This is a genomic window from Novosphingobium sp. P6W, from assembly GCF_000876675.2.
In the GTDB taxonomy this organism is placed as follows: Bacteria; Pseudomonadota; Alphaproteobacteria; order Sphingomonadales; family Sphingomonadaceae; genus Novosphingobium.
Window position 1 is genome coordinate 878,498 of sequence record NZ_CP030353.1, and the last position, 19,113, is coordinate 897,610.

Annotated in this window: 16 protein-coding genes; 6 read left to right on the forward strand and 10 right to left on the reverse strand. The window is 61.3% G+C overall.

The annotated features are described in order from the left end of the window. Positions 1-6 precede the first annotated feature (6 nt). On the reverse strand, positions 7-1,275 hold the full coding sequence (locus TQ38_RS20290; RefSeq protein WP_043979595.1) for an epoxide hydrolase family protein: 1,269 nt from the start codon (positions 1,273-1,275) through the stop codon (positions 7-9). A 267-nt stretch (positions 1,276-1,542) separates the two neighbouring features. Between TQ38_RS20290 and TQ38_RS20295 the strand changes: the two genes are divergently transcribed. The 3 genes from TQ38_RS20295 to TQ38_RS20305 all read left to right on the forward strand — a co-directional run bounded on the left by TQ38_RS20295 (position 1,543) and on the right by TQ38_RS20305 (position 6,625). Beyond that, positions 1,543-2,658, forward strand: coding sequence for a redoxin domain-containing protein (locus TQ38_RS20295; protein WP_052505977.1), 1,116 nt, complete (start codon positions 1,543-1,545; stop codon positions 2,656-2,658). A 185-nt stretch (positions 2,659-2,843) separates the two neighbouring features. Beyond that, positions 2,844-5,747, forward strand: a complete 2,904-nt coding sequence (locus TQ38_RS20300; RefSeq protein WP_043979593.1) for a winged helix-turn-helix domain-containing protein — start codon at positions 2,844-2,846, stop codon at positions 5,745-5,747. 131 nt (positions 5,748-5,878) lie between these two features. Continuing rightward, positions 5,879-6,625 carry a sensor histidine kinase gene (locus tag TQ38_RS20305; RefSeq protein WP_043979590.1) on the forward strand — a complete coding sequence of 249 codons (747 nt, stop codon included), beginning with the start codon at positions 5,879-5,881 and terminating at the stop codon, positions 6,623-6,625. 18 nt (positions 6,626-6,643) lie between these two features. Here TQ38_RS20305 and TQ38_RS30080 read toward each other — a convergent pair whose 3' ends face one another. From TQ38_RS30080 to TQ38_RS20335, 6 genes are all read right to left on the reverse strand, one after another. Further along, the gene (locus TQ38_RS30080) at positions 6,644-6,781 is read right to left on the reverse strand and encodes a hypothetical protein (RefSeq protein WP_162792330.1); all 138 of its coding nucleotides are present in this window, start codon (positions 6,779-6,781) and stop codon (positions 6,644-6,646) included. A 505-nt stretch (positions 6,782-7,286) separates the two neighbouring features. Beyond that, complete coding sequence (locus tag TQ38_RS20310; RefSeq protein WP_043979587.1) at positions 7,287-8,018, reverse strand: SDR family NAD(P)-dependent oxidoreductase; 732 nt, start codon at positions 8,016-8,018, stop codon at positions 7,287-7,289. A gap of 92 nt (positions 8,019-8,110) precedes the next feature. After that, the gene (locus tag TQ38_RS20315) at positions 8,111-8,659 is read right to left on the reverse strand and encodes a TetR/AcrR family transcriptional regulator (protein WP_240198163.1); all 549 of its coding nucleotides are present in this window, start codon (positions 8,657-8,659) and stop codon (positions 8,111-8,113) included. Positions 8,660-9,169: 510 nt separating this feature from the next. After that, a complete protein-coding gene (gene ltrA, locus TQ38_RS20320) occupies positions 9,170-10,492 on the reverse strand; it encodes a group II intron reverse transcriptase/maturase (protein ID WP_043978668.1) in 1,323 nt (440 codons plus the stop codon). Positions 10,493-11,274: 782 nt separating this feature from the next. Beyond that, the gene (locus TQ38_RS20330; protein ID WP_043979582.1) at positions 11,275-12,393 is read right to left on the reverse strand and encodes an IS110 family transposase; all 1,119 of its coding nucleotides are present in this window, start codon (positions 12,391-12,393) and stop codon (positions 11,275-11,277) included. A 333-nt stretch (positions 12,394-12,726) separates the two neighbouring features. Then, complete coding sequence (locus TQ38_RS20335) at positions 12,727-13,086, reverse strand: metalloregulator ArsR/SmtB family transcription factor (RefSeq protein WP_043979580.1); 360 nt, start codon at positions 13,084-13,086, stop codon at positions 12,727-12,729. A gap of 83 nt (positions 13,087-13,169) precedes the next feature. On the opposite strand from TQ38_RS20335, the gene TQ38_RS20340 reads away from it, so the two are divergent. Beyond that, positions 13,170-14,147 carry an acyl-CoA desaturase gene (locus TQ38_RS20340; protein ID WP_043980656.1) on the forward strand — a complete coding sequence of 326 codons (978 nt, stop codon included), beginning with the start codon at positions 13,170-13,172 and terminating at the stop codon, positions 14,145-14,147. A gap of 3 nt (positions 14,148-14,150) precedes the next feature. Continuing rightward, positions 14,151-15,482 carry an SRPBCC family protein gene (locus TQ38_RS20345; RefSeq protein WP_043980657.1) on the forward strand — a complete coding sequence of 444 codons (1,332 nt, stop codon included), beginning with the start codon at positions 14,151-14,153 and terminating at the stop codon, positions 15,480-15,482. A gap of 149 nt (positions 15,483-15,631) precedes the next feature. Here TQ38_RS20345 and TQ38_RS31500 read toward each other — a convergent pair whose 3' ends face one another. Beyond that, positions 15,632-15,841 carry a peptidoglycan-binding protein gene (locus TQ38_RS31500; RefSeq protein WP_370059833.1) on the reverse strand — a complete coding sequence of 70 codons (210 nt, stop codon included), beginning with the start codon at positions 15,839-15,841 and terminating at the stop codon, positions 15,632-15,634. On the opposite strand from TQ38_RS31500, the gene TQ38_RS31340 reads away from it, so the two are divergent. Beyond that, a complete protein-coding gene (locus tag TQ38_RS31340) occupies positions 15,816-15,938 on the forward strand; it encodes a hypothetical protein (RefSeq protein WP_255417996.1) in 123 nt (40 codons plus the stop codon). The two genes, TQ38_RS31500 and TQ38_RS31340, sit on opposite strands and share 26 nt — an antisense overlap. A 355-nt stretch (positions 15,939-16,293) precedes the next feature. On the opposite strand, the gene hxsC is transcribed toward TQ38_RS31340, so the two are convergent. Both hxsC and hxsB read right to left on the reverse strand, forming a co-directional pair. After that, positions 16,294-17,379, reverse strand: coding sequence for a His-Xaa-Ser system radical SAM maturase HxsC (gene hxsC, locus TQ38_RS20355; protein ID WP_043980658.1), 1,086 nt, complete (start codon positions 17,377-17,379; stop codon positions 16,294-16,296). Then, entirely contained in the window at positions 17,376-18,779 is a 1,404-nt protein-coding gene (gene hxsB / locus TQ38_RS20360; protein ID WP_043980659.1) for a His-Xaa-Ser system radical SAM maturase HxsB, read from the reverse strand. The genes hxsC and hxsB overlap by 4 nt, the downstream gene beginning before the upstream one ends. Positions 18,780-19,113 lie beyond the last annotated feature (334 nt).

The window sequence follows — 19,113 nt, forward strand, 5'->3', positions numbered from 1 at the left end:
GACGGATCAGCGCAGCGAACGAAAGGCCGCCCGGACCTCTTCGGCGAAGATCTGCGGCTGTTCCCAAGCGGCGAAGTGACCGCCGTTGCGCGCCTCGTTGAAGTAGAACAGGTTCGTGTAGCAGCGCTCCGCCCAGCTCTTCGGCGCGCGGAAGATTTCGCCGGGGAACACCGACACCGCGACGGGCATGTCGATGATGCCGCGCGCGTTGAAGTTGTTGGTGTGATCTTCCCAGTAGATCCGCGCCGCCGAGGCGCCGGTACCGGTCAGCCAGTAGAGCGAGATGTCGTCCAGGATCGCGTCGCGGCCCAAAACGCGCTCGGGATGGCCGTCGGCATAGACCCACTGCGAAATCTTCTCATACATCCAGGCGGCCATGCCGACAGGCGAGTCCACCAGCGAATAGCCGATGGTCTGCGGCCTGGTGTTCATCATCGCGGCATAGGCAGAGTTGTCGCGGTAGAAGGCAACGAGCTGGTCGAACGCGCCGCGCTCCTTGGCCGACAGGCTGGCCGGGGCGGGATCGCCGGCAGCCAGGATCCTGGCAACGTCGGCCGGAACTACCGCCGGCATGTTGAGGTGAATGCCGAGCAGGCCCGGAACATGCTGGAGCGCCATGCGCTGCGAGATCACCGAGCCGCAGTCGCCGCCCTGGCTGACGAATTTGTCGTAGCCGAGGCGCAGCATCAGCGTCGACCATGCGCGGCCGATGTGGTCGGAGCCCCAGCCCACCTTGGTCGGCTTGGCCGAGAAACCGAAGCCGGGAATCGACGGGATGACAACGTGGAACGCGTCCTCCGCCTTTCCGCCATGGGCGGTGGGATCGGTCAACGGGCCGATGACGCGCATGAACTCGAGGATCGAGCCCGGCCAGCCGTGCGTCAGGATCATCGGCATGGCGTTTTCGTGCTTCGAGCGAACATGAATGAAATGAATGTCGAGCCCGTCGATCTCGGTCATGAACATCGGCAACGCGTTCAGCTGCGCCTCGACCTTGCGCCAGTCGTAACCGGTCGCCCAGTAGCGCATCAGTGGCTCGAGGGTCTGGAGGCGCACCCCCTGCCCTTCGTCGGGCGCCGGCTGTGCGTCGGCCCAACGGGTCTGCATGATGCGGCGCTTCATCGCATCAATATCCGCTTGCGGGATCGAGATCTTGAACGGGCGAACCGCGACCGATGTCTGTGCGAGGGCAATGCCCGGCATGGTGGCCATAGCCCCGGCAAGGGCCGCGCCGACCACAAACTGGCGGCGTGATGTCGATTGATCCGTGATCATTGGGCGTCTCCTCAACCTGGATGGTGTTGCCATGAAGGTAGACGAGTGTTTCGCCGGCGCTCGTTAGGCGCAGTGATGCGACGTTAGCGTTCGCGATGCGAAGGACCGCAATCGCGAAATCCCATGCGCGATCGCTACATGAGCCGCCGTTCGCGGCTTTCAGAAACTAACGCAGCCAGCGCAGCCCTAACGTGGCGCGCGCCCAACCCCCGCTACATCAACTTCATGAGAGCGGCCGCTCCCGGTCGCCATTGAAGGTTAGTGATCATGACGAAGACCCGCTCGCTCGGCTTTATCGCCGCCGCATTCCTGACCGCCGGCGCCACGACCATCGCCTGCTTCGGAGACGCGCTCGGCATCATGCCGATGCGCTCCGCCGCGCTCGCGGCGAGCGCTGTCAGCAATGCGCCCTTCGGCGCCACATCGAGGCCAACTGACGTGCTGCAGAATGCGAAGCCCTGGCTGACGCCGGTAACGGGTGGCACCCAAGCCCTTCGCGGCAAGGTGATCTTGGTCAATTTCTGGACCTATTCATGCATCAACTCGCTGCGGGCCCTGCCCTACCTGCGCGCTTGGCAGGAGCGATATTCCGGCAAGGGCCTGATCGTGGTCGGCGTCCATGCGCCCGAATTCCAGTTCGAACATGATGCCGCCAAGGTCCGGCAGGCGAGCGCGCAACTCGATGTGCGCTATCCCAATCTGCAGGACAACGACTATGCCGTCTGGCAGAACTTCGCGAACGAAGGGTGGCCCGGCTTCTACTTCGTCGACACGAAGGGCCGTGTGCGCGGCTACCGCATCGGCGAAGGCAATTACGACCAATCCGAACAGCTTATCCGCAACTTGCTGACGGAGGCGGGGCAGGATGTGTCGGCCATTCCCACCGGTGCCATCGAAGCCTCAGGGATTGAAGCTCAAGCCGACTGGCAGAATCTGGGCTCACCCGAGGCCTATCTTGGATATAGCAAGGCGGCCGATTTCAAGTCGCCCGGCGGCATCAGGAAGGACGCGGCCAACCGCTACATTGCCTCGTCCGGCTTGCCGCTCAACAGTTGGGATCTTTCGGGCAGCTGGACGGTCGGCAAGGAGTTCGCGACACTTGACGGGAACGTGGGCACGGTTCGCTATCGCTTCCATGCTCGCGACGCGCACCTTGTAATGGGTGGTGCTGCGGACGGTCGGCCGGTGAAGTTTCGCGTGACGCTGGACGGCAGCGCGCCCGGCGCCAATCATGGGACGGATGTCGATGCAAATGGTTGGGGAGAGGTCCGGGAGGACCGGCTTTACCAGCTTGTCCGGCAACAAGGCGCGATACGGGACAGGACCGTCACGATCGAATTCGAGCGGCCCGGCGCACGCGCCTACGTCTTCACCTTCGGGTGACGCGCGTCGAAAAAGCGACAAAATACTGGAACGATGGTTCAAGAACCCACTAAGCTGTGCTATTGGGGGAAAATGGTTCGCATGGCTTCTCTTGGTAATCTGGTGCGCGTGAGCCGATGCGGGGCACGTTCGCACCGCGCGGCAGCTCTGTTTGGCACATTGAATACGTCTTTCGGGCTGACGCCATGGCGGACGTAGAACCGCCCCTCGTTCGCGAAAGGCTGGCCTTCGGCCCCTTCATGCTGTCGCCGACCGAACGACTGCTCACCAGAGATGGCGAGCCAGTCGAAATCGGCGGCCGTTCCTTCGATCTCCTCGTTGTCCTCACGGAGCAGCCGGGGCGCGTCCTGTCCAAGCGTGAACTGCTCAAGCGGGTCTGGTTCGACGTCGTCGTGGAGGACGGCAGCCTGCGGTTCCACATGGCCGGCCTGCGCAAGCTGCTCGGCGATGGCACCGAGGGCGCGCGCTACATCGCGACGCAAGTCGGCGTGGGCTATGCCTTCGTGGCCCAGATCGAGCGGCATAGCGTTCATGACGCCAGTCCCTCGCCTGCTACCTTGATGGCGGAGGATCTGAGCCCGGTTTCTGTTTCGACCGCCATCAATCTTCCGGCACGCCTTACCCGGCTTATCGGCCGCGACGCCGACCTCGAGCTGCTTGAGAAGCGCGTCGTTGACACGCAGCTCTTCACGATCGTCGGGTCGGCAGGCGTCGGCAAGACATCGCTCGCCATCGACGTCGGGCACAGGCTTGCAACCGCATTCATGGGGCGCGTGGCGTTCGTTGACTTCGCGATGTTGGAGAACCCAGCGCTCGTGCCTTCGATGATCGCGGGCGCGATGGGCATTCCCGTCCATAGTGACGATCCACTCGCGGTCATCCTTGGTCATGTGCGCGACGACGCTTTTCTTCTGATACTCGACAACTGCGAGCATGTCGTCGAGCCGGCGGCTAAGCTCGTCGAGCGCATCATGGAGGATGCTCTGCAGGTCCGCATCCTCTCCACATCGCGCGAACCGCTTCGGGTGCGCGGCGAGAATGTTCATCGCCTTGATGCACTCGCATATCCCGAAGATCCGGCGGGCCTCCAGCGCGACGAAATTCTGACCTTCCCCGCCGTCCAGCTCTTCTGCGAACGCGCGTCGGCCGCCGACAGCTCGCTCGAGATTGACGATGAGGCCGCCATTCTCATCGCCGAGATGTGCGGGCGCCTCGACGGCATGGCATTGCCGATCGAGCTTGCTGCTGTCCGCGTCGCGACACACGGGATCGCCGCAACGGCCGCACAGCTCGGTGAGCGGTTCAGCCTCGCATGGGCGGGACGGCGCACGGCCATGCCGCGCCATCAAACCCTGCAGGCCACGCTCGACTGGAGCTACGATCTCCTCACCGACGTCGAACGGCGCGTGCTAGAACGCCTTTCGGTCTTCGTCGGCCCCTTCTCCATCGACGCCGCGCTAGAGGTTGTCGCTGATGAGCACATTGGGGCTGACGAGGTCGCGTTCGCCGTTGACGAACTGGTCTCCAAATCGTTGGTCGCCCCGGACCGGGCTCGCGCAACGGGAACTTACCGGTTGCTCGAGATGACCCGAGCCTATGCCAAGCAGAAACTATTCGCGCGTGGCGCCGATCTTTTCAACGGCGCTGCCCGACGTCACGCCGGTTTCTTCCTGTCGGAACTAGAGGCAGTCGCCGCCCAGGAGGAGGATCTCCTTCAGGACCAACGTCCCCTCCGCCAGCAGCTAGGCAACATCCGCAGTGCGCTTGACTGGAGTTTCGGACGCGACGGCGACCATCGCATCGCCGTCCGGCTTGCCGCCGCGAGCGCTGCTGTCTTCCTCAACCTGTCCCACCTGATCGAATGCCGGACCTGGTGCGCCCGCGCATTGGCGGAAATCGAGGACGGCCAGCTCGGCACCGCGATTGAACTAGAGCTGCAAGCAGCGCTTGGCATTTCGCTGATGTTCACGCGCGGAAACAGTGACTCCGCCGGCCGCGCACTTCGCCGAGCCCTAGAGGTTGCCGCCGATCTGGAGGATCGCTGGAACCAGCTCCGGATACTTGGACGGCTTCACATCTTCCACGAGCGGATCGGGGAGTACGACGCGGCGATGGGACATGCGCGTCGCGCCGTGGAAATCGCCGAAGCCATTGGCAATGACGAGGCCCTTGGCGTTGCCTATTCGCTGTCAGGGATCTCGCATCATCTGGCCGGCGACCAGCAGACCGCCCGGCGCGATCTGGAACTTTCGCTGTCGAAGAGTCCGCGGTCGATCCGTAGCCGCACAATTCACTTTGGCTTCGACCATCGCAACCGCTCCGGGATTGCGCTGGCGCGTACCCTCTGGCTCACCGGCGAGGCGGATCGTGCAACCCAGGTAGCCAGCCAGACGGTAGCGACTGCCGCGAAGCTCAATCATCCTGTCACGCATTGCATAGCGCTGATCTGGTCGCTGGCCGTCCACACCTGGATGGAAGATCTCGACACGGCAGACGTCACGCTCTCGGCGTTCACGGAATGCGCCGAGGTCAATGCGCTGGGACCGTATATTGCGGCCGCCGCCGGCCTCAAGGGTGAGCTCTCGATCCTGCGAGGCAGGACCGAGGACGCGCTTGGCGCGGTTGAGGAGAGCTTATCGCGACTCCGCTCGGCCCGCTACGAACTGCTCACCACGCCTTTTTCGATCGCCCTCGCCCGGGGTCTCCTGCTGGAGGGGCGCGAACGAGAGGCCGGAGAGCTGCTCGATGGTGCGATCGCGCGCTGCGAGAGTAATGGCGAACGGTTCGCTATGCCGGAACTTCTCCGCATCAAGGCGAATGTGCGCGGCAGTCTCGGCGACGACGCAGGTGCAATCGAACTCCTGCAAACCGCAATCGACCTAGCCGGCGAACAGGGCGCCCTCGCCTGGCAAATACGATCAGCTGTCGACATGGCGATACTGGAGCGCACGGTCGGAAAACCAGCGGGAGCAGCCACCCTGCTTGCCGGCCTCTTGGCGAAAGGGGCAGACGGTAACGAAACTGCCGAAGTTCAGCGTGCGCGCGAGCTTGTCGGTTCGTTGCCCCAGCAATCGGCGGCAGTGGGCTGACCAAACGGCAGCACACCGCCGCCTAACACCTCGAACGCCAATTCTCATACGGCCTATCACCACCTCGCTGGCCGCACCTGAAAGGATAGGAGAGTCTGACCTCATCAACTTTCGATGAGGAGTCAGCGACCATGTTCGAACCGGGCTGCGCCAAACCCAAATGTCTCAACGATCAGGACCGCGTCCGCACCAGCGACATCATGCTGCGGGAGGCGAACCATCGCATCGCCAATTCGCTCCAGGTTGTGATGGCTGCGTCAATGGCGCCGGTCGGGCAGAGCTGCGACGAGCTTGCCGCCTGGAGGGAGCGGCTCTCCGCGCGCATCGCAGCAATCGCCGCCCTCCACCAAATGCTCTGCCGGTCCGACGAAACCTCGCTGATTTCGTTTGGCGACTATCTGGAAGAGCTTGTCGGCAATCTCGGACTGCTGTGGGTCGGACCCGACACCGGCCGCGTTATCGTCCACCACGGCGGCGAGACTGTCTCGGCCGAGACGGCTGTTCGCCTGGGCATGGTGATCAACGAGCTAGTCACCAACAGCTTCAAATACGCCTATGCTGGAAGAGATACCGGTGACGTGCGCGTTGGGTTTTCCGTCAATAATGGCCGCTTCGTTCTTATCGTCGCGGACGACGGCCATGGCTTCGATCCCACATCGGCACGTCACGGCTTGGGCACGCGTATCGTGACGGACCTCGTGAGGCGCTTGGGCGCCGGGTTCGCCTACCAGCCAGGCCGGCCGGGCACGATTGCGGTCGTATCCGGCCCAGCCGAGCTCCTTTTGCCCGTTCATGGCGGTGCGATGTGTCACGGCCGGCAGGCGAACGCCGATGCCAAAACGAGGATTATCGATGTCGTGCCGGCTGCGATCGCCTAATGGCTCGCCGCAGGTGGATCAGAGCTTGATGCCCCACTGTTCGACAAGCCTGGCATTGTCCGCGTTCACGACGTTGAAATAGGCCAGAGCCTGCTGCGTCGTCATGCTGTCGGACCAGTTGTTGGTGAAACTGTAGGCCGGGTAGCGCTTCGGCATCGCCGTAGAAGCCAATTCCTTGGCGTCGATCTTGCCGTCCTAGTTGTGGTCATAGGCGTCGAAGGCGTCGTCCATAGATTCTCTGGCGCGCAGATCGGCCGGGACGAGACCGCCATAGCCCTCCCTCACCGGCTCTTGAACTCCTCGCGCGTGATGTTGCCATCCCCGTCGCGATCGTTTCCCTGCGGCGCCTAGGAATAGCCTGCTGCGCCAAGCGCGCCCGTTACCGATGCAACCATGTCCGTCTTCCCGATGTGGACCGAAGGATAGATCCGAGAGAGTTAACAAATGCGTAAAACAGCACGCTCTCGTGTCGATCCGGCTCCGTACTGCGAAGGTTGGGGGCATGTGACCTCCACGGTGCGGTCCGAGGTGCGGTGCCTGATGGCTTGTGACGAGGCGCTCGGGGGGATTGCGAGCGCCTCATCTCACCGCTTTCCGACATGGAGATGTCGGAACCCCGGAACAGCTCCCACCGATGTGGCGGGAGCTATCCCGTTTCGGGTCAAAGGGTGAAGCCACCGTCGATCGTGATGCTAGCGCCGGTCATGTAGCCCGCCTCCTCGCTGGCGATGTAGGCGATCAGGCCAGCGATCTCGGACGGCTTTGCGACACGCTTCAGCGGGCTCTTGTCGGCCAGGAAGTCGATTGCACCGGCGTTGATGTCGGTATCGGTCGGTCCCGGCTGGACATTGTTCACGGTGATCGAACGCGGCGCGAGGTCAAGTGCGACACCCTTCACCATTGCCGCAACGGCCGCCTTGGTGAACTGGTACACGCTCGCCCCTGCCATGCCCGTGCGGATCGCGACATTGCTGCCGACGGTAATGACACGCCCGCCGTCGTTGATCTGTGTTGCAGCGGCCTGGATCGCCAGGAAGACACCGCGAACGTTGATGTCGAGCATCTGATCGAGCTGCTCGACAGGCACGGCATCGACCGTTCCCATTGTGAAGATGCCAGCGTTCACGACGAGTGCATCGATCTTGCCGAACTTCTGCACGGCCTGCGCGACGGCGCTTTCGATCTGGCGGGCGTCTGCGCTGTCCGCCTTGATCGCGAAGGCTTCGCCGCCGGCTGCCTCCACCGTGCTGACGACCTCGTTCGCTTTGTCTTCACGCGACGCGTAGGTGAACGCCACGCGATAATCATCCTTGGCGAAGCGAGCGACCGCAGCCGCGCCAATGCCGCGCGAACCGCCAAACACGAGGGCAACCTTCTTAGAACCAGTGTTCATCACAATTTCCTTTATTGACTAATCAGTCCATAACTAGCCGCAAAGCGGCACTTCCCAGCACCGCCGGGAGATCTCACGCCCGAGAGCAAACGTTATTTCGTCTTGAGCAAATCCACTGCGAACCGCGCCATTCGGTGAAGTTCGTCCGCTCCACTCCCGGCACGCGCGGCCGTTTGGAGACCGGTCATCATCGTCTGCACGTAGATCGCCGCATCCTGCGGATCGAGCGTAGCCTCGATCTCACCATTGTCTTGGCCCTCCGCTATCCGCGCGACCAGACGGCCGTGCAGCATCGGGGAAATCTTCTCACGCAGCGCAACCACCTCCGCGTCATTCACTCCGAACTCGCCCACCGAACCGACTCCCATGCACCCAAGGGCGCGGTGCGCATTGTCATCCGATACAAGTCCGACCAGGAGGTCGGTGATGCCAGCGACGACGGACGCGGGTCCATTCAATCGCCGGACATGATCGCTCGTCGTGTTGCGTTGGTAGGTCCGCAACGCCTCAAGATAGAGTTGCCGCTTGTCGCCGAACGCATTGTAGAGGCTCTGCCGACCGATCCCCATTGCCTGAAGGAGATCGTCCGTGGATGTCGCAGCAAAGCCCTTCGACCAAAAGACATTCGTGGCCTTTTCCAAGGCGCTCTCTCTGTCGAATTCCCGCGGTCTGGCCATGTACGCTATCTAGGCATTATGGACTGTTCTGTCAATAACCTTTGGTTGGGTTTGCGCGCTCTCACTATTTTTCCAATGTCTGCTCAAGCAATTCCTGCCGGTGCATGCGGTATTTCCGAACCTCTGGTGTCTAGCTAAAATCTGCCCTGCCGACCTCGGACCTGCTCTAAGCGTCGAAGTTTTACGGTCGCACAGCTCGGATGGGCGCGTGGCTATTCGGCGGCTGTCAAACTTGCGAACGACCGGTTTTGGAAGCTGCAGCCATTCCCGAAGCCACCTCGGAACGCCGTATTTTGGTCGCGACCTGCCGGGTGCCCCCCTGCCCTGTTCGGCAATCTCCGGTAGAGTCAGGAAGTGGCGCGGTGTTGTGCGGCGCGCCTGTGGGGCTTGCCAGACGATCCGTTTCCACTCCCTGCTCATCGAACCGGACGTGCAGATCTCCCGCATCCGGCTCTCGGACAAGATATCACGCCTTCACCCACGGCGGGCTGCGGCCAAGTTCGCCAGACGTACGAGGCCGAAGCGCTCGTACAGCTCAGGGTCGTGATAGGCTCCCTCGCGCTTTCGTCTGGTCTTGTGCTTGGCCCGCAGCCACCGGCGCAACCGCACCACTGTGTAACTGTCGATAGCCCGATATGCCCTGCTCGTGGTTCCAACCGAGAAGTAGTTGGCCCATCCGCGCAGCACCCGGTTCATCTTGGCCACAAGGTATGTGGTATCCTGCCATGTACGCGCTCGGTCTGTCAGCTCGTGGATCGTAGCGATCACGCGCTGGATGCTTTTCTTTGATGGCCGGTGGCCCATGTAGGCTTTGCCGGTTTTCGCGGAGTACATCCGACCAAACGTGTATCCCAGAAAGTCGAACGTCTCGTCCGGCACCTTACAGATACGTGTCTTTTCCTCATTCACTGTCAGCTTCAGCTTTTCCATGATCCTGCGCATGTGATCTAGCGCAGCTTCCGCATTGCCCTTCGCACACAGGATCACGAGATCATCAGCATAGGTGACGAGCCGCGCGCCTAGACGTTGCCCAAGACCGAGCTTCCGCCACCCCAAAACGAACCGGCGCATGTAGAGATTTGCCAGCAGTGGTGAGATGGGTGATCCTTGCGGGATGCCGCGCCGCTGATCGCGGGCCTGCGTCGTTCGTGTCTTCCTGCCCTTGTCATCCGTTTCTTCGACAGCGCATTCCAGCCAGGATTTGATCAGATGCAGAACGCGCGGATCAACGATCCGGCGCGATACCGATTTCATCAGCTCAAGGTGGGGGATGCTGCCGAAGTAGTCGGCAAGGTCGGCGTCCACGACATCCGGTCGGCCATAGAACAGTTGCTCCTCCACCTCGACCACGGCCTGCTGGGCGTTGCGCCCGGCTCGGTAGGCGTAGATCTCGGGTGGGAGGTCGGCTTCAAAGATCGGTTCAAGCACCAGCATCGCTGCCGTCATGCAGACCCGATCCCGCACGGTGGAAATGCCCAGCGGCCTGAGTTTGCCGTTGGCTTTTGGTATGTAGACCCGTCTGATCGGTTCCGGTCGGTACGTCTCCTCTTTGAGCGCAAGCGCCAGTTCCGCCAGCCATTGCTCGACGCCGTAGTCCTCGATACCCGCAAAGTCCTGACCATCCACACCCGGCGCGCCCCTGTTGGAACGACACTGGGCATAGGCATGAGCCAGAATGTCATTGTGGCTAATCTTGTCGTACAGCGCGTAGAACCGATAGCCGACTTCTGCCTTCGCTTTCGCGTGCAACGCCTTCTGCAGTTTCTGGACGCTTATCGGAGTTGATAGGTTACCCAATCTCCTGCCCCTCACCACTTGCTGCGTTCATCTTGAACTGAGGCTCCTTCCCTCCACCGACATTACCCGGCTTCCTCGGTACTACGGGCCTCTCCGCCACCCCATTGCGCCCTTCCCTCCCTCGCGGGCGTCCAGTTGCCGATCACCCGGCACGCGATGGGGCTTCCCGTGTTGCGAGCACTTTCCTTGCGTACATGCTGTCGCCACTACCCCGGTGCAGCAGACGGGTTCAACGTCGCTCAAACTCGCCCGTCCATATCAACCTTCCCCGTAAGGGTTAACGGGTCGGCCTGCACATCGTCCTTTTCGAGGATTGCTCAGCGTTCACTCACGTTACGGCCTGTACGCTCGCACGGTCACCTACGTGACCGTTATCCGGGGGCTTCAGACATTTCGTCACCTCCACGCCTGCCCCGGTTGCTTCCGGCTGGAGCATCGCCGGGTGGGCCTCTCACCCACTCTTATGTTCGTTTTCAAGAGCCTTCGGCATGATGATGTCCTTTCCGCCCGAGATGACGAAATCCAATTTGTGAAGCTCATGTGCAGAGTAGGGAGCAGGGCTTTCGACGACGGTTGGCATACTCTTATGCGCGGGTTGGCTACCGCATATCCGTATGTTCGTCTGGGGCTGCCTCTGTCTAGAATCGGGCATAGACTTTTAGTCCGCCACATAGTGGGTACGAGGATTCCCCACCGGGGCCCTGCTCCCAACTTTGCACATCAAGCAGATGATGACGCTGGTTCTTGCTCCTTTCTCGTGACCGTTTACCGATGATGAGCCTTCATGCCTCAGCGGTGGGAGCCACCTCTTGCCCGATTGCCCAGAGGAAGGCGGCCATCTCCCGCGCGATTGCTGTGACCGCGACGGTCTTAAGCTTCCCGGCCTGGATCAGCTTTCGATAACGTGCGCAGAGCCTGATTTGCCCTTTCCATGCGATCTCGCGAACGGAGCGTGGTAGCCCTTCCAACCGTGCCTGGATCGTCTGGCTCACCCGGGCGGGAAAGCGGTAGGTCCATGCGCCTTCGATCAGCACGCGGCGAGCCCGCTTGTTGCCGGCCTTGGTGATGCCCCCGCGCTTCACCCGCTCGCCCGTTGAACTCTCGGATGGTACAAGCCCGAGATACGCCATCAACTGCGGCGCTGTTTCGAAGCGTCGTATATCGCCGATTTCCACGACAAAGGTGACGGCGTTGATGAACGCGATACCGCGCATCGCCTGGTAGGCTTCAACCACAGGTGCCATGGACCAGGACGCGGCTATCTCAGCGACCTGCTTGGTCAGCCTATCTTCTCGGACACCCGCATCCTCGATAGCCTGGATATATTCGACGAGCACGATGTGATGGGCGGGATGGGTGAAGCTCTGCGCTGCCAGCCAACGAAAATGCGCCCGTGTCCACGATGTGCGTCCCGGGAAAATCCGGCCATGGCGCAAGAGGAAGGACTGCAACTGCTGGCGAGCCTTCTTCAGCGCGTCATGGGCGCACTCACGAGCGCGGACAAGGTCGCGTACAGCCTCATGTGCTTCGTCCGGAACCCAGACGGCAGTCAACTCGCCGGCGCGATGAAGCCGTGCCAGGCTGACGGCATCGCGCCTATTGGTCTTCACCCGATCACCGGGGCGTTTGGGAATTAGAGAGGGCGCCACGACCTGGCACTCATGCCCCAGCGCGATGATCTGGCGATACAGATCGTACCCCGTCGGGCCAGCCTCATAGCAGAAGTGAAGCTTCGCCCCACGCTTCGCCAACTTGCCCACCATCGATGCGACCGATGTCGGCTCGGCGGAGATGTCGCCGAAAAAGCGGACTTCGCCGTTCCGTTCCTTTTCCGCGACTGCAACCGAGATCTTCGCTTTCGATGTATCGAGTCCGATGAAAAGTTCGCTATACTCGTCCATGGTTCGCCCTCGCTTAAGCTTGGGGATAGGCGCCGGTCCGTCCGGCGTAACCCCCGTTTCCTGCTTACTCCGAGGGCGGGCCAACTTCACCGCACGAACATACGGCCTAGAAAGTGCCGCCTTTGCACGGCGCACACCCATTCCGGTCGCTCGGCCGCCGGTTTTAGCTCCTCTGGTGCAGACGGTCCGCTATTTCAGCAGCTATCAACAAAGTATGGTCATTCGTGCCCCATGCCGGGAACGTCAAATCTCGCGTAAGCTGCCGCTGGATGATTACCGGCGTGGACCAGCGCGCGGATTCGAGTCCGCGACTTGCGCTTAGGCAGGCAGAAGTCAATTCGCATCGGATTCCTGTCCGTCGCGCTTTCCTACATCGTCACGTCCGATCGCCTTTTTTGCAGCGATTTTGGCACTCTCGGCCTTCAGCGGACGAGAAACCGGACACACTTCCTGCGCATATGTGTGGAGCGTGTTGAGCAGGTTGTCCGGGACAAGCTTGTAGAACACAAACTGGCCCCGCTTCTCGCTGCTGACCAGCCCGGCATTCTCTAGCACGGCCAGATGCTGGGATACCGCAGGCTTCGACATCTCGAAGCGCGAGGCGATATCGCCAGCGCTGAGTTCGGCATGGCTCAGGTACGCAAGGATCTTGCGACGCGGGGTGGAGGCCAGGGCTTCGAACACTTTCTGCATGAGGCTTATTTAAGGAATGAGCTAATCACTTGACAAGGGCCTTCTGGTAATTAAGCAATGAACTAATTACCTCGGAGGTCGTGATGCCCGACGTGTTCCCTAACCATGCCCCATCCGCGCCGCCCGAAACGACGGTGAACAGCCTGATCGAAATCGCCGGCTGCAGTCCGGTCGAGGGCAAGGTTCGATGGGATCCAGTCCATTCGACCTGGCACGGGAGCATGATGGTGATCTCGCTCGTGCTGGCCCCTGTCTTCATCAGTTGGTCGGCCCTAGGCGTGTTCCTTGTGCTGACGGGCGCATCGCTGCTGCTGGGGCACAGCATCGGCTTCCATCGCCTTATGATCCATCGCAGTTTCGCGTGCCCGCTCTGGCTGGAGCGGGCTTTGGTGTGGATCGGCACGCTGGTCGGCATGAGTGGGCCGTTCTGGATGATCCGCACGCATGACCTGAGGGACTGGGCGCAGCGGCAGAGGGAATGTCACGACTATCTTGCGCACCGGCGTCCGATGCTGATCGACGCTTGGTGGCAACTTCATTGCCGTCTCGAACTGGCGGATCCTCCGGCGTTCGATCTTGGGCGGGCAGGAAAGGATCGCTTCTACCGCTTCCTGGAGCATACTTGGATGGTGCAGCAGGTTCCGGTCGGCATAGCCCTGTATCTCGCCGGAGGTTTGCCTTGGGTGATATGGGGCGTGTGCGTCCGGGTGAGCGTGTGCGTCACCGGCCACTGGTTCGTCGGCCACCTCGCGCATCGGCGCGGGCCTCAGTCGTGGCTCGTGGAAACCGCCGGCGTACAGGCCCACGACGTTCCCTGGGCTGCGATCCCGACCATGGGCGAGGCTTGGCACAACAATCACCATGCCTTCCCGGCCTCGGCGCGGATCGGGCTCTATCCGGGGCAAAGCGACTGGGGCTATCGAGTGATCGCGATGCTGGAGAAGCTCGGGCTAGCGTGGGACGTGGTCACGCCCGAAACCATGGCGCCGCGCAAGGAACTGCGGCCAGCAGCGGCGCATGACCGGACTTACGGCCGCTTCTCCCAAGCGGCGAGGGCCTGAGCTATGCGCAAGCTCTTTTCCTTCGAGGGGTGTGTTTCACCGCTGGTCTATGCTTTGGCCGCGCCGGTGCTTTTGCTGTCGCAGAACCTCGTGGTGGCGCTCTGCTATCGCTGGCGAGGCGTGGCACTACAGGTCGATGCGTGGTTCTGGCTCCTGCCGCTACGCCATCTTGCACGAATGCCGGGAGTGACGGCCACGCAGGCCGCGACGGTATTCGCGCTGGCGTTCGTGACCGCCTGGGGCTTGGCGGCTCTTTCATTTCGCCGCGCGAACTGGTCCGGGCGCGGCCATAAGCTGAGCTTGTTTGCCGTCTTTCCGGTGCTCCAGATCGTCGTCGTCATGTTGCTAGGCGCAATGCCGCGCCGGCACAGTGAGCCGGAGGGGGGGCGAGGCGGCGCGGTGGATCTGGCCGATGTTCTGCAGGGCGTGCTAGCGGGCATAGCGATCATCGTCACCGCCGTGCTGATCTCGGCCTTGACGCTTGGCGCTTATGGCTGGGGCCTTTTTGTTGCGACGCCCTTCGTGGTCGGAATGACGACCGGCTATATCGTGAACCGGCGGACCCCGCAGACCGGGGCGCGGACCATGGCGCATGTTCTCGCAGCCGGGGCCTTGGGCGGGCTCGCCTTGCTCATGTTCGCGCTGGAGGGTTTCATGTGCATCGCCTTGGTCGCGCCGCTCGGTCTTGCCGCCGCCGCGCTCGGAGGCGCCTTCGGCCGGGCCATCGCCCTGTTCGGGCATCATAGCAACAGACCGCTGATGTCCGTCGCCATACTTCCGGCCTTGTTCGCGCTCGAAGCTAGCATGCCGCCCGCGCCCCCCATCGACACGGTCGAGAGCATCGACATCGCCGCTGCGCCGGAGGCGGTGTGGCAGGCGATCACCAGTGAGGCACCCATCGGCCTGTCACCCGGCCTCCCTGCACTTGCGGGGCTGGCCTACCCGGTCCGCAGCAGTCTCGAGGGCGAAGGCGTCGGCGCTACGCGCCGCGGCGTTTTTTCGACCGGGACCGCGGTGGAGCGCGTGACCGAATGGAAACCCGGCCGCGTGCTGGCGTTCACCGTCCTTTCGCAGCCCCCGGCGATGAAAGAGATGAGCCCCTATCGCCACCTCAACACCCCGCACCTGACCGGGTATGTCGTCACCGGTGACACGAGATACGTGCTTTTGCCCCTACGCAATGGCGGCACGAGGCTCACGCTGAAAGCGCAGACCGTGCTGCGCATCGATCCGATCGCCTATTGGGAGCCGATCGCCCGCATCGCGTTCCACTTAAACGTTCGCCGAGTACTCAACAGCGCCAAAATAGAGGCCGAGGGACAACGCGTTGAATGAGCGAACGTGCGTTGCCGGGAGGCAATTTTGAGGCGCGAACGATGGGTTTCGGCGGCTCGCGACCCATTCCGGCCTCTCAACGCCAAATCGCCCCTTGCTACTTGCTGACCGTCCGCTTTTTGACCGTGTAGCAGTGTTGGCCTTGCGGGTTAACTGCTAGCAATCTTCAAAGCATCTAATGTTTGCGGCGTGATCGTCCCGGTAACAGTGAGCTTGTGGGTCGATTGGAATTTTCGCAGGGCTTTGCGCATTGCAGGCCCGACATGACCATCGATAGTACCCGCGTAGTCACCGTGACCAAGAAGGCCGATTTGGACGCGACGGACCACGGCCTTGAAACGTTCCGTCCGTCCCTCCATTGTCGCCGACGGTCCCGACTGGGGAGGAGATGCCCTGTCGGGACCCGCCGTGCTGGGCAGATCGGCAAGCGATCGCGGACGCAAGGTCGAATTCTGATCTGGGCTGGCCGCAGAGGTGTCCACCGCCGTGCTACTGTCCGGAGCCGAATAGACGGGACTGGCTGCGGGCGGAGAATAATTGGGTGAGCTATATCCTCCTGTGCTCGATCGATGACTGGTATGGCTGTAATGGCCGCCGCTGCCAGAACGATGGCTGCTATGGCTCCTGTGACTGCTGTGGCTCCGGTGGTCTGCAAAATGCATCGGATGATCCTGGGTGAACCGTTGAAGCAGTTTTGCATCGTTCGGATCGTCCACGGGAGTGGAGGCGGCATGCGCTAGCGCGACCTGAAGAGTGTCAGGCCGGAACAGTCCGGCCGCGATAAGGCTGGGGATCAGAAATTTCTTGGGGATCATAGCGGCGTGACTTTCGTGCCAGCTTCATCGTCAGGATGCCATTCAAAGAAGCCGGAGCACAGGTCCCGCTCGCTGCACGGAGCGCAAGCGGGTTGGTATTTGCGCTTCCAATCGGAGATCGATGCTGGTGCAAGCGCACGATAGCTCGCGGGCACGGAACACCGGGGAAAGTTGAACAATCGAATGTCGATCCCATGAAGCAGAGCGTGGTCGACAGCCTTGCCGATCGGATCAAACTGCCTCGAATGGTCCACGAAGAGCTCCGACCAACGGTTCTTGGCAAAACCGATGTTCTCGAGCTGCATGACTGACCACGTCTCAATGAAGCGAAGCCGTGCTGCGACGTATTGCGATAGCGCAGGCAGATCGGCGAGGTTACTCGACATGAGAACGGTGCGCAGCTCGATCCTCGCGCCCGCCTGCAGAAGAGCGCCCAGGCTGGCGTGCAGCCGTTGGAAGGCACCCTGTTTGCCAACGATGAAATCATGCACGGCTGGAACGCTCGAATATAAGGGAATGCCCCACGCCACGCGGTCGTAGAGCGGGGCGCGAAGTTTTGCGATGTCTTCGTGACCAAAATGCTGTGCGTTGGTTAATATGTGAAAGGTGAGGTCAGGACGCCGGGTAAGCACTGTCTCAACGAGATCAAGTAGCTCGGCCTTGTATAGCGTCGGTTCGCCGCCGGAAATTCCGATTACGCTATCGGCCTCAGCCAGCAGACAGGCGTCTTTGAAATGGTCGAAGCGATCGACGTGGGTCTTCTTCGGGGGCTGCGAGCACATCACACACAACTGGTCACAACGTTCGGTGACGAGGAGGGTATTGTGCGCTGACTGGCTGCGAAGAAGTCGCTCTGCGCGGCCCATCTCCGGTTCCACGAGCAGGACGTCGCCTGCAAGCTCCTCACCGTTGAAACCGTCGATGGAGATGAGCCCCCGATGGCCGGCGAAGACTGTTCCACCTTCATCATCGGCCAGCAGGAGAGAATCCATTTCGTCCTGAAGCTGGCCAGAATCCGTGCGTAAGCGGGTAACGAACGCCTTGTCGGCTTCGGCCGCGATCTGGAGAGTGAGCGGGATCATGACAGCCGCGGCCCCAACTCATTGGGGACGGCGGGCAGGCGCAACCATTTTGCTAAGGACAAATGCACGGCCGGATCATCCGAGTACGCAAGTTCAAATATGAAGTCGTAAATGTGCATGTGCCGGCGGCAGAATTCGGTATCCGTACGTTCGCGATCCACCCTTCCGTAGCGCGCAAGATCATCTACAAGATCGCGGCCGCAGTAGGGCTGATACGCGCACACGCTACAACTCGGGTCGAACTGGTTAGTCGAGGCCTCGTTCAGGATCTGGCGTTTCTCGGTGTCCCACCCGGTAGCCACATCACCAATGGAGAGATCGATAATTCCCGAACGAGCCAGCATGCGGGCTTCATCGGTCGGAAATACGGTCCCGTCGTAGTCGATGACCACGTAATCGACCCCGATCGGATTGGGATTCCTGAGGTCCACATGCCGGTCGGAGCCGGGTTGGAAAATCCTGCGGAGGCAGATGCTGAAATAGGTTTCTTCCAGGCACTGAGACTGATCGAGCCAGTTGCGCTCGATAACGCGCCGTACAAATCGTTCGTAATACCCGCGCCAAGCTTGATCCTGCTCCTGTGATGCCTTGTGGCGTTTTCGGGCGAAACCCTGAAAGTTGATGGGGCGACGGAAAATGCTCGAGAGACCAAATTCTGTAAAGGTGTCGATGATTTCGTCGATTTTGGGCGGATTGCGTGGATCCAGCGTCGGCAGTGCCGAGATCTTCCCAGGGCCGTAACGCGATACCAGGAACTGCAGATTATCGACGAATGCAGAAGTTGCCGGCCCCGTTCGGTGCGCCTCGTGCGAGGATATCGTGCCATCGAGGGACGTGCTGATATACACGTCCTTGCGGTCGAAGATGGAGAGCACTTCATCCGGGATCTGTTGCAGGTTGGTGCAGATCACGAATTGCTTATGCGAAAAGCGCTCGCAACGCTCCATTACGGCCCGAATGAGGTCAGGGCGAAGCGTTGGCTCGCCGCCTTGGAACTCGATCTTGATGCTGTCCGTCCCGAGATCATCGATGATCTTGCAGACAGAGGCAAGGGTTTCGTCGTTCCAGTCGAACCCCTGCTGGTTGAGGCCCGCGCGAGAGACTTGGCAATAGCTGCAATTTAAATTGCAGCGCAGCGTGGGAACGACGATTAGGTAATCTAGATGATTCGCATGATCGAGGCGTTCGGCGAGAGCATAGGCATGGCTGTGCATGCAGAATTCGTCATCGGGATCGACAGCGTGGCCCATCGCGCTAAGCGCAGCGCCATCAGCTTCAGTGATGCCGCCGACGACCGCTCGCTCCACAAAGGCATCCGAAGCCAGCAAAAAGCGCCCGGTATCGCTTACGAACAGACTGCCGGACGACAGGGCACGCACTCTCGCTGGATGAACGATCATCGCAAAAGGCGCTCCCAGATGTCATGGCGAAAATCGGCAGTGCGCGCGGCGAATCGTACCGTGAGGGAGGCAGCAAGGAACGCTCGTCGTAGGTCCGTCTCAAGGCTGGCCGCATGTTCGAGAGTCAGAGATCCTTCGCCCGCCTCCACTATGACATGGGGATGAAATTTGGTGAGATGAGATTGTATAGCTGGCAAATTGTCTGCGTCTTCCGGCACCGGCCGGCACACGATAATTGTCATAAAGTCCCCCACTGCCGCACGTTAAATAGGAGTTTCATTAGGGTCGTGTCCCGCGGGGTGGTGTAGGAACCGTCGATCCACGGCAGGATCAG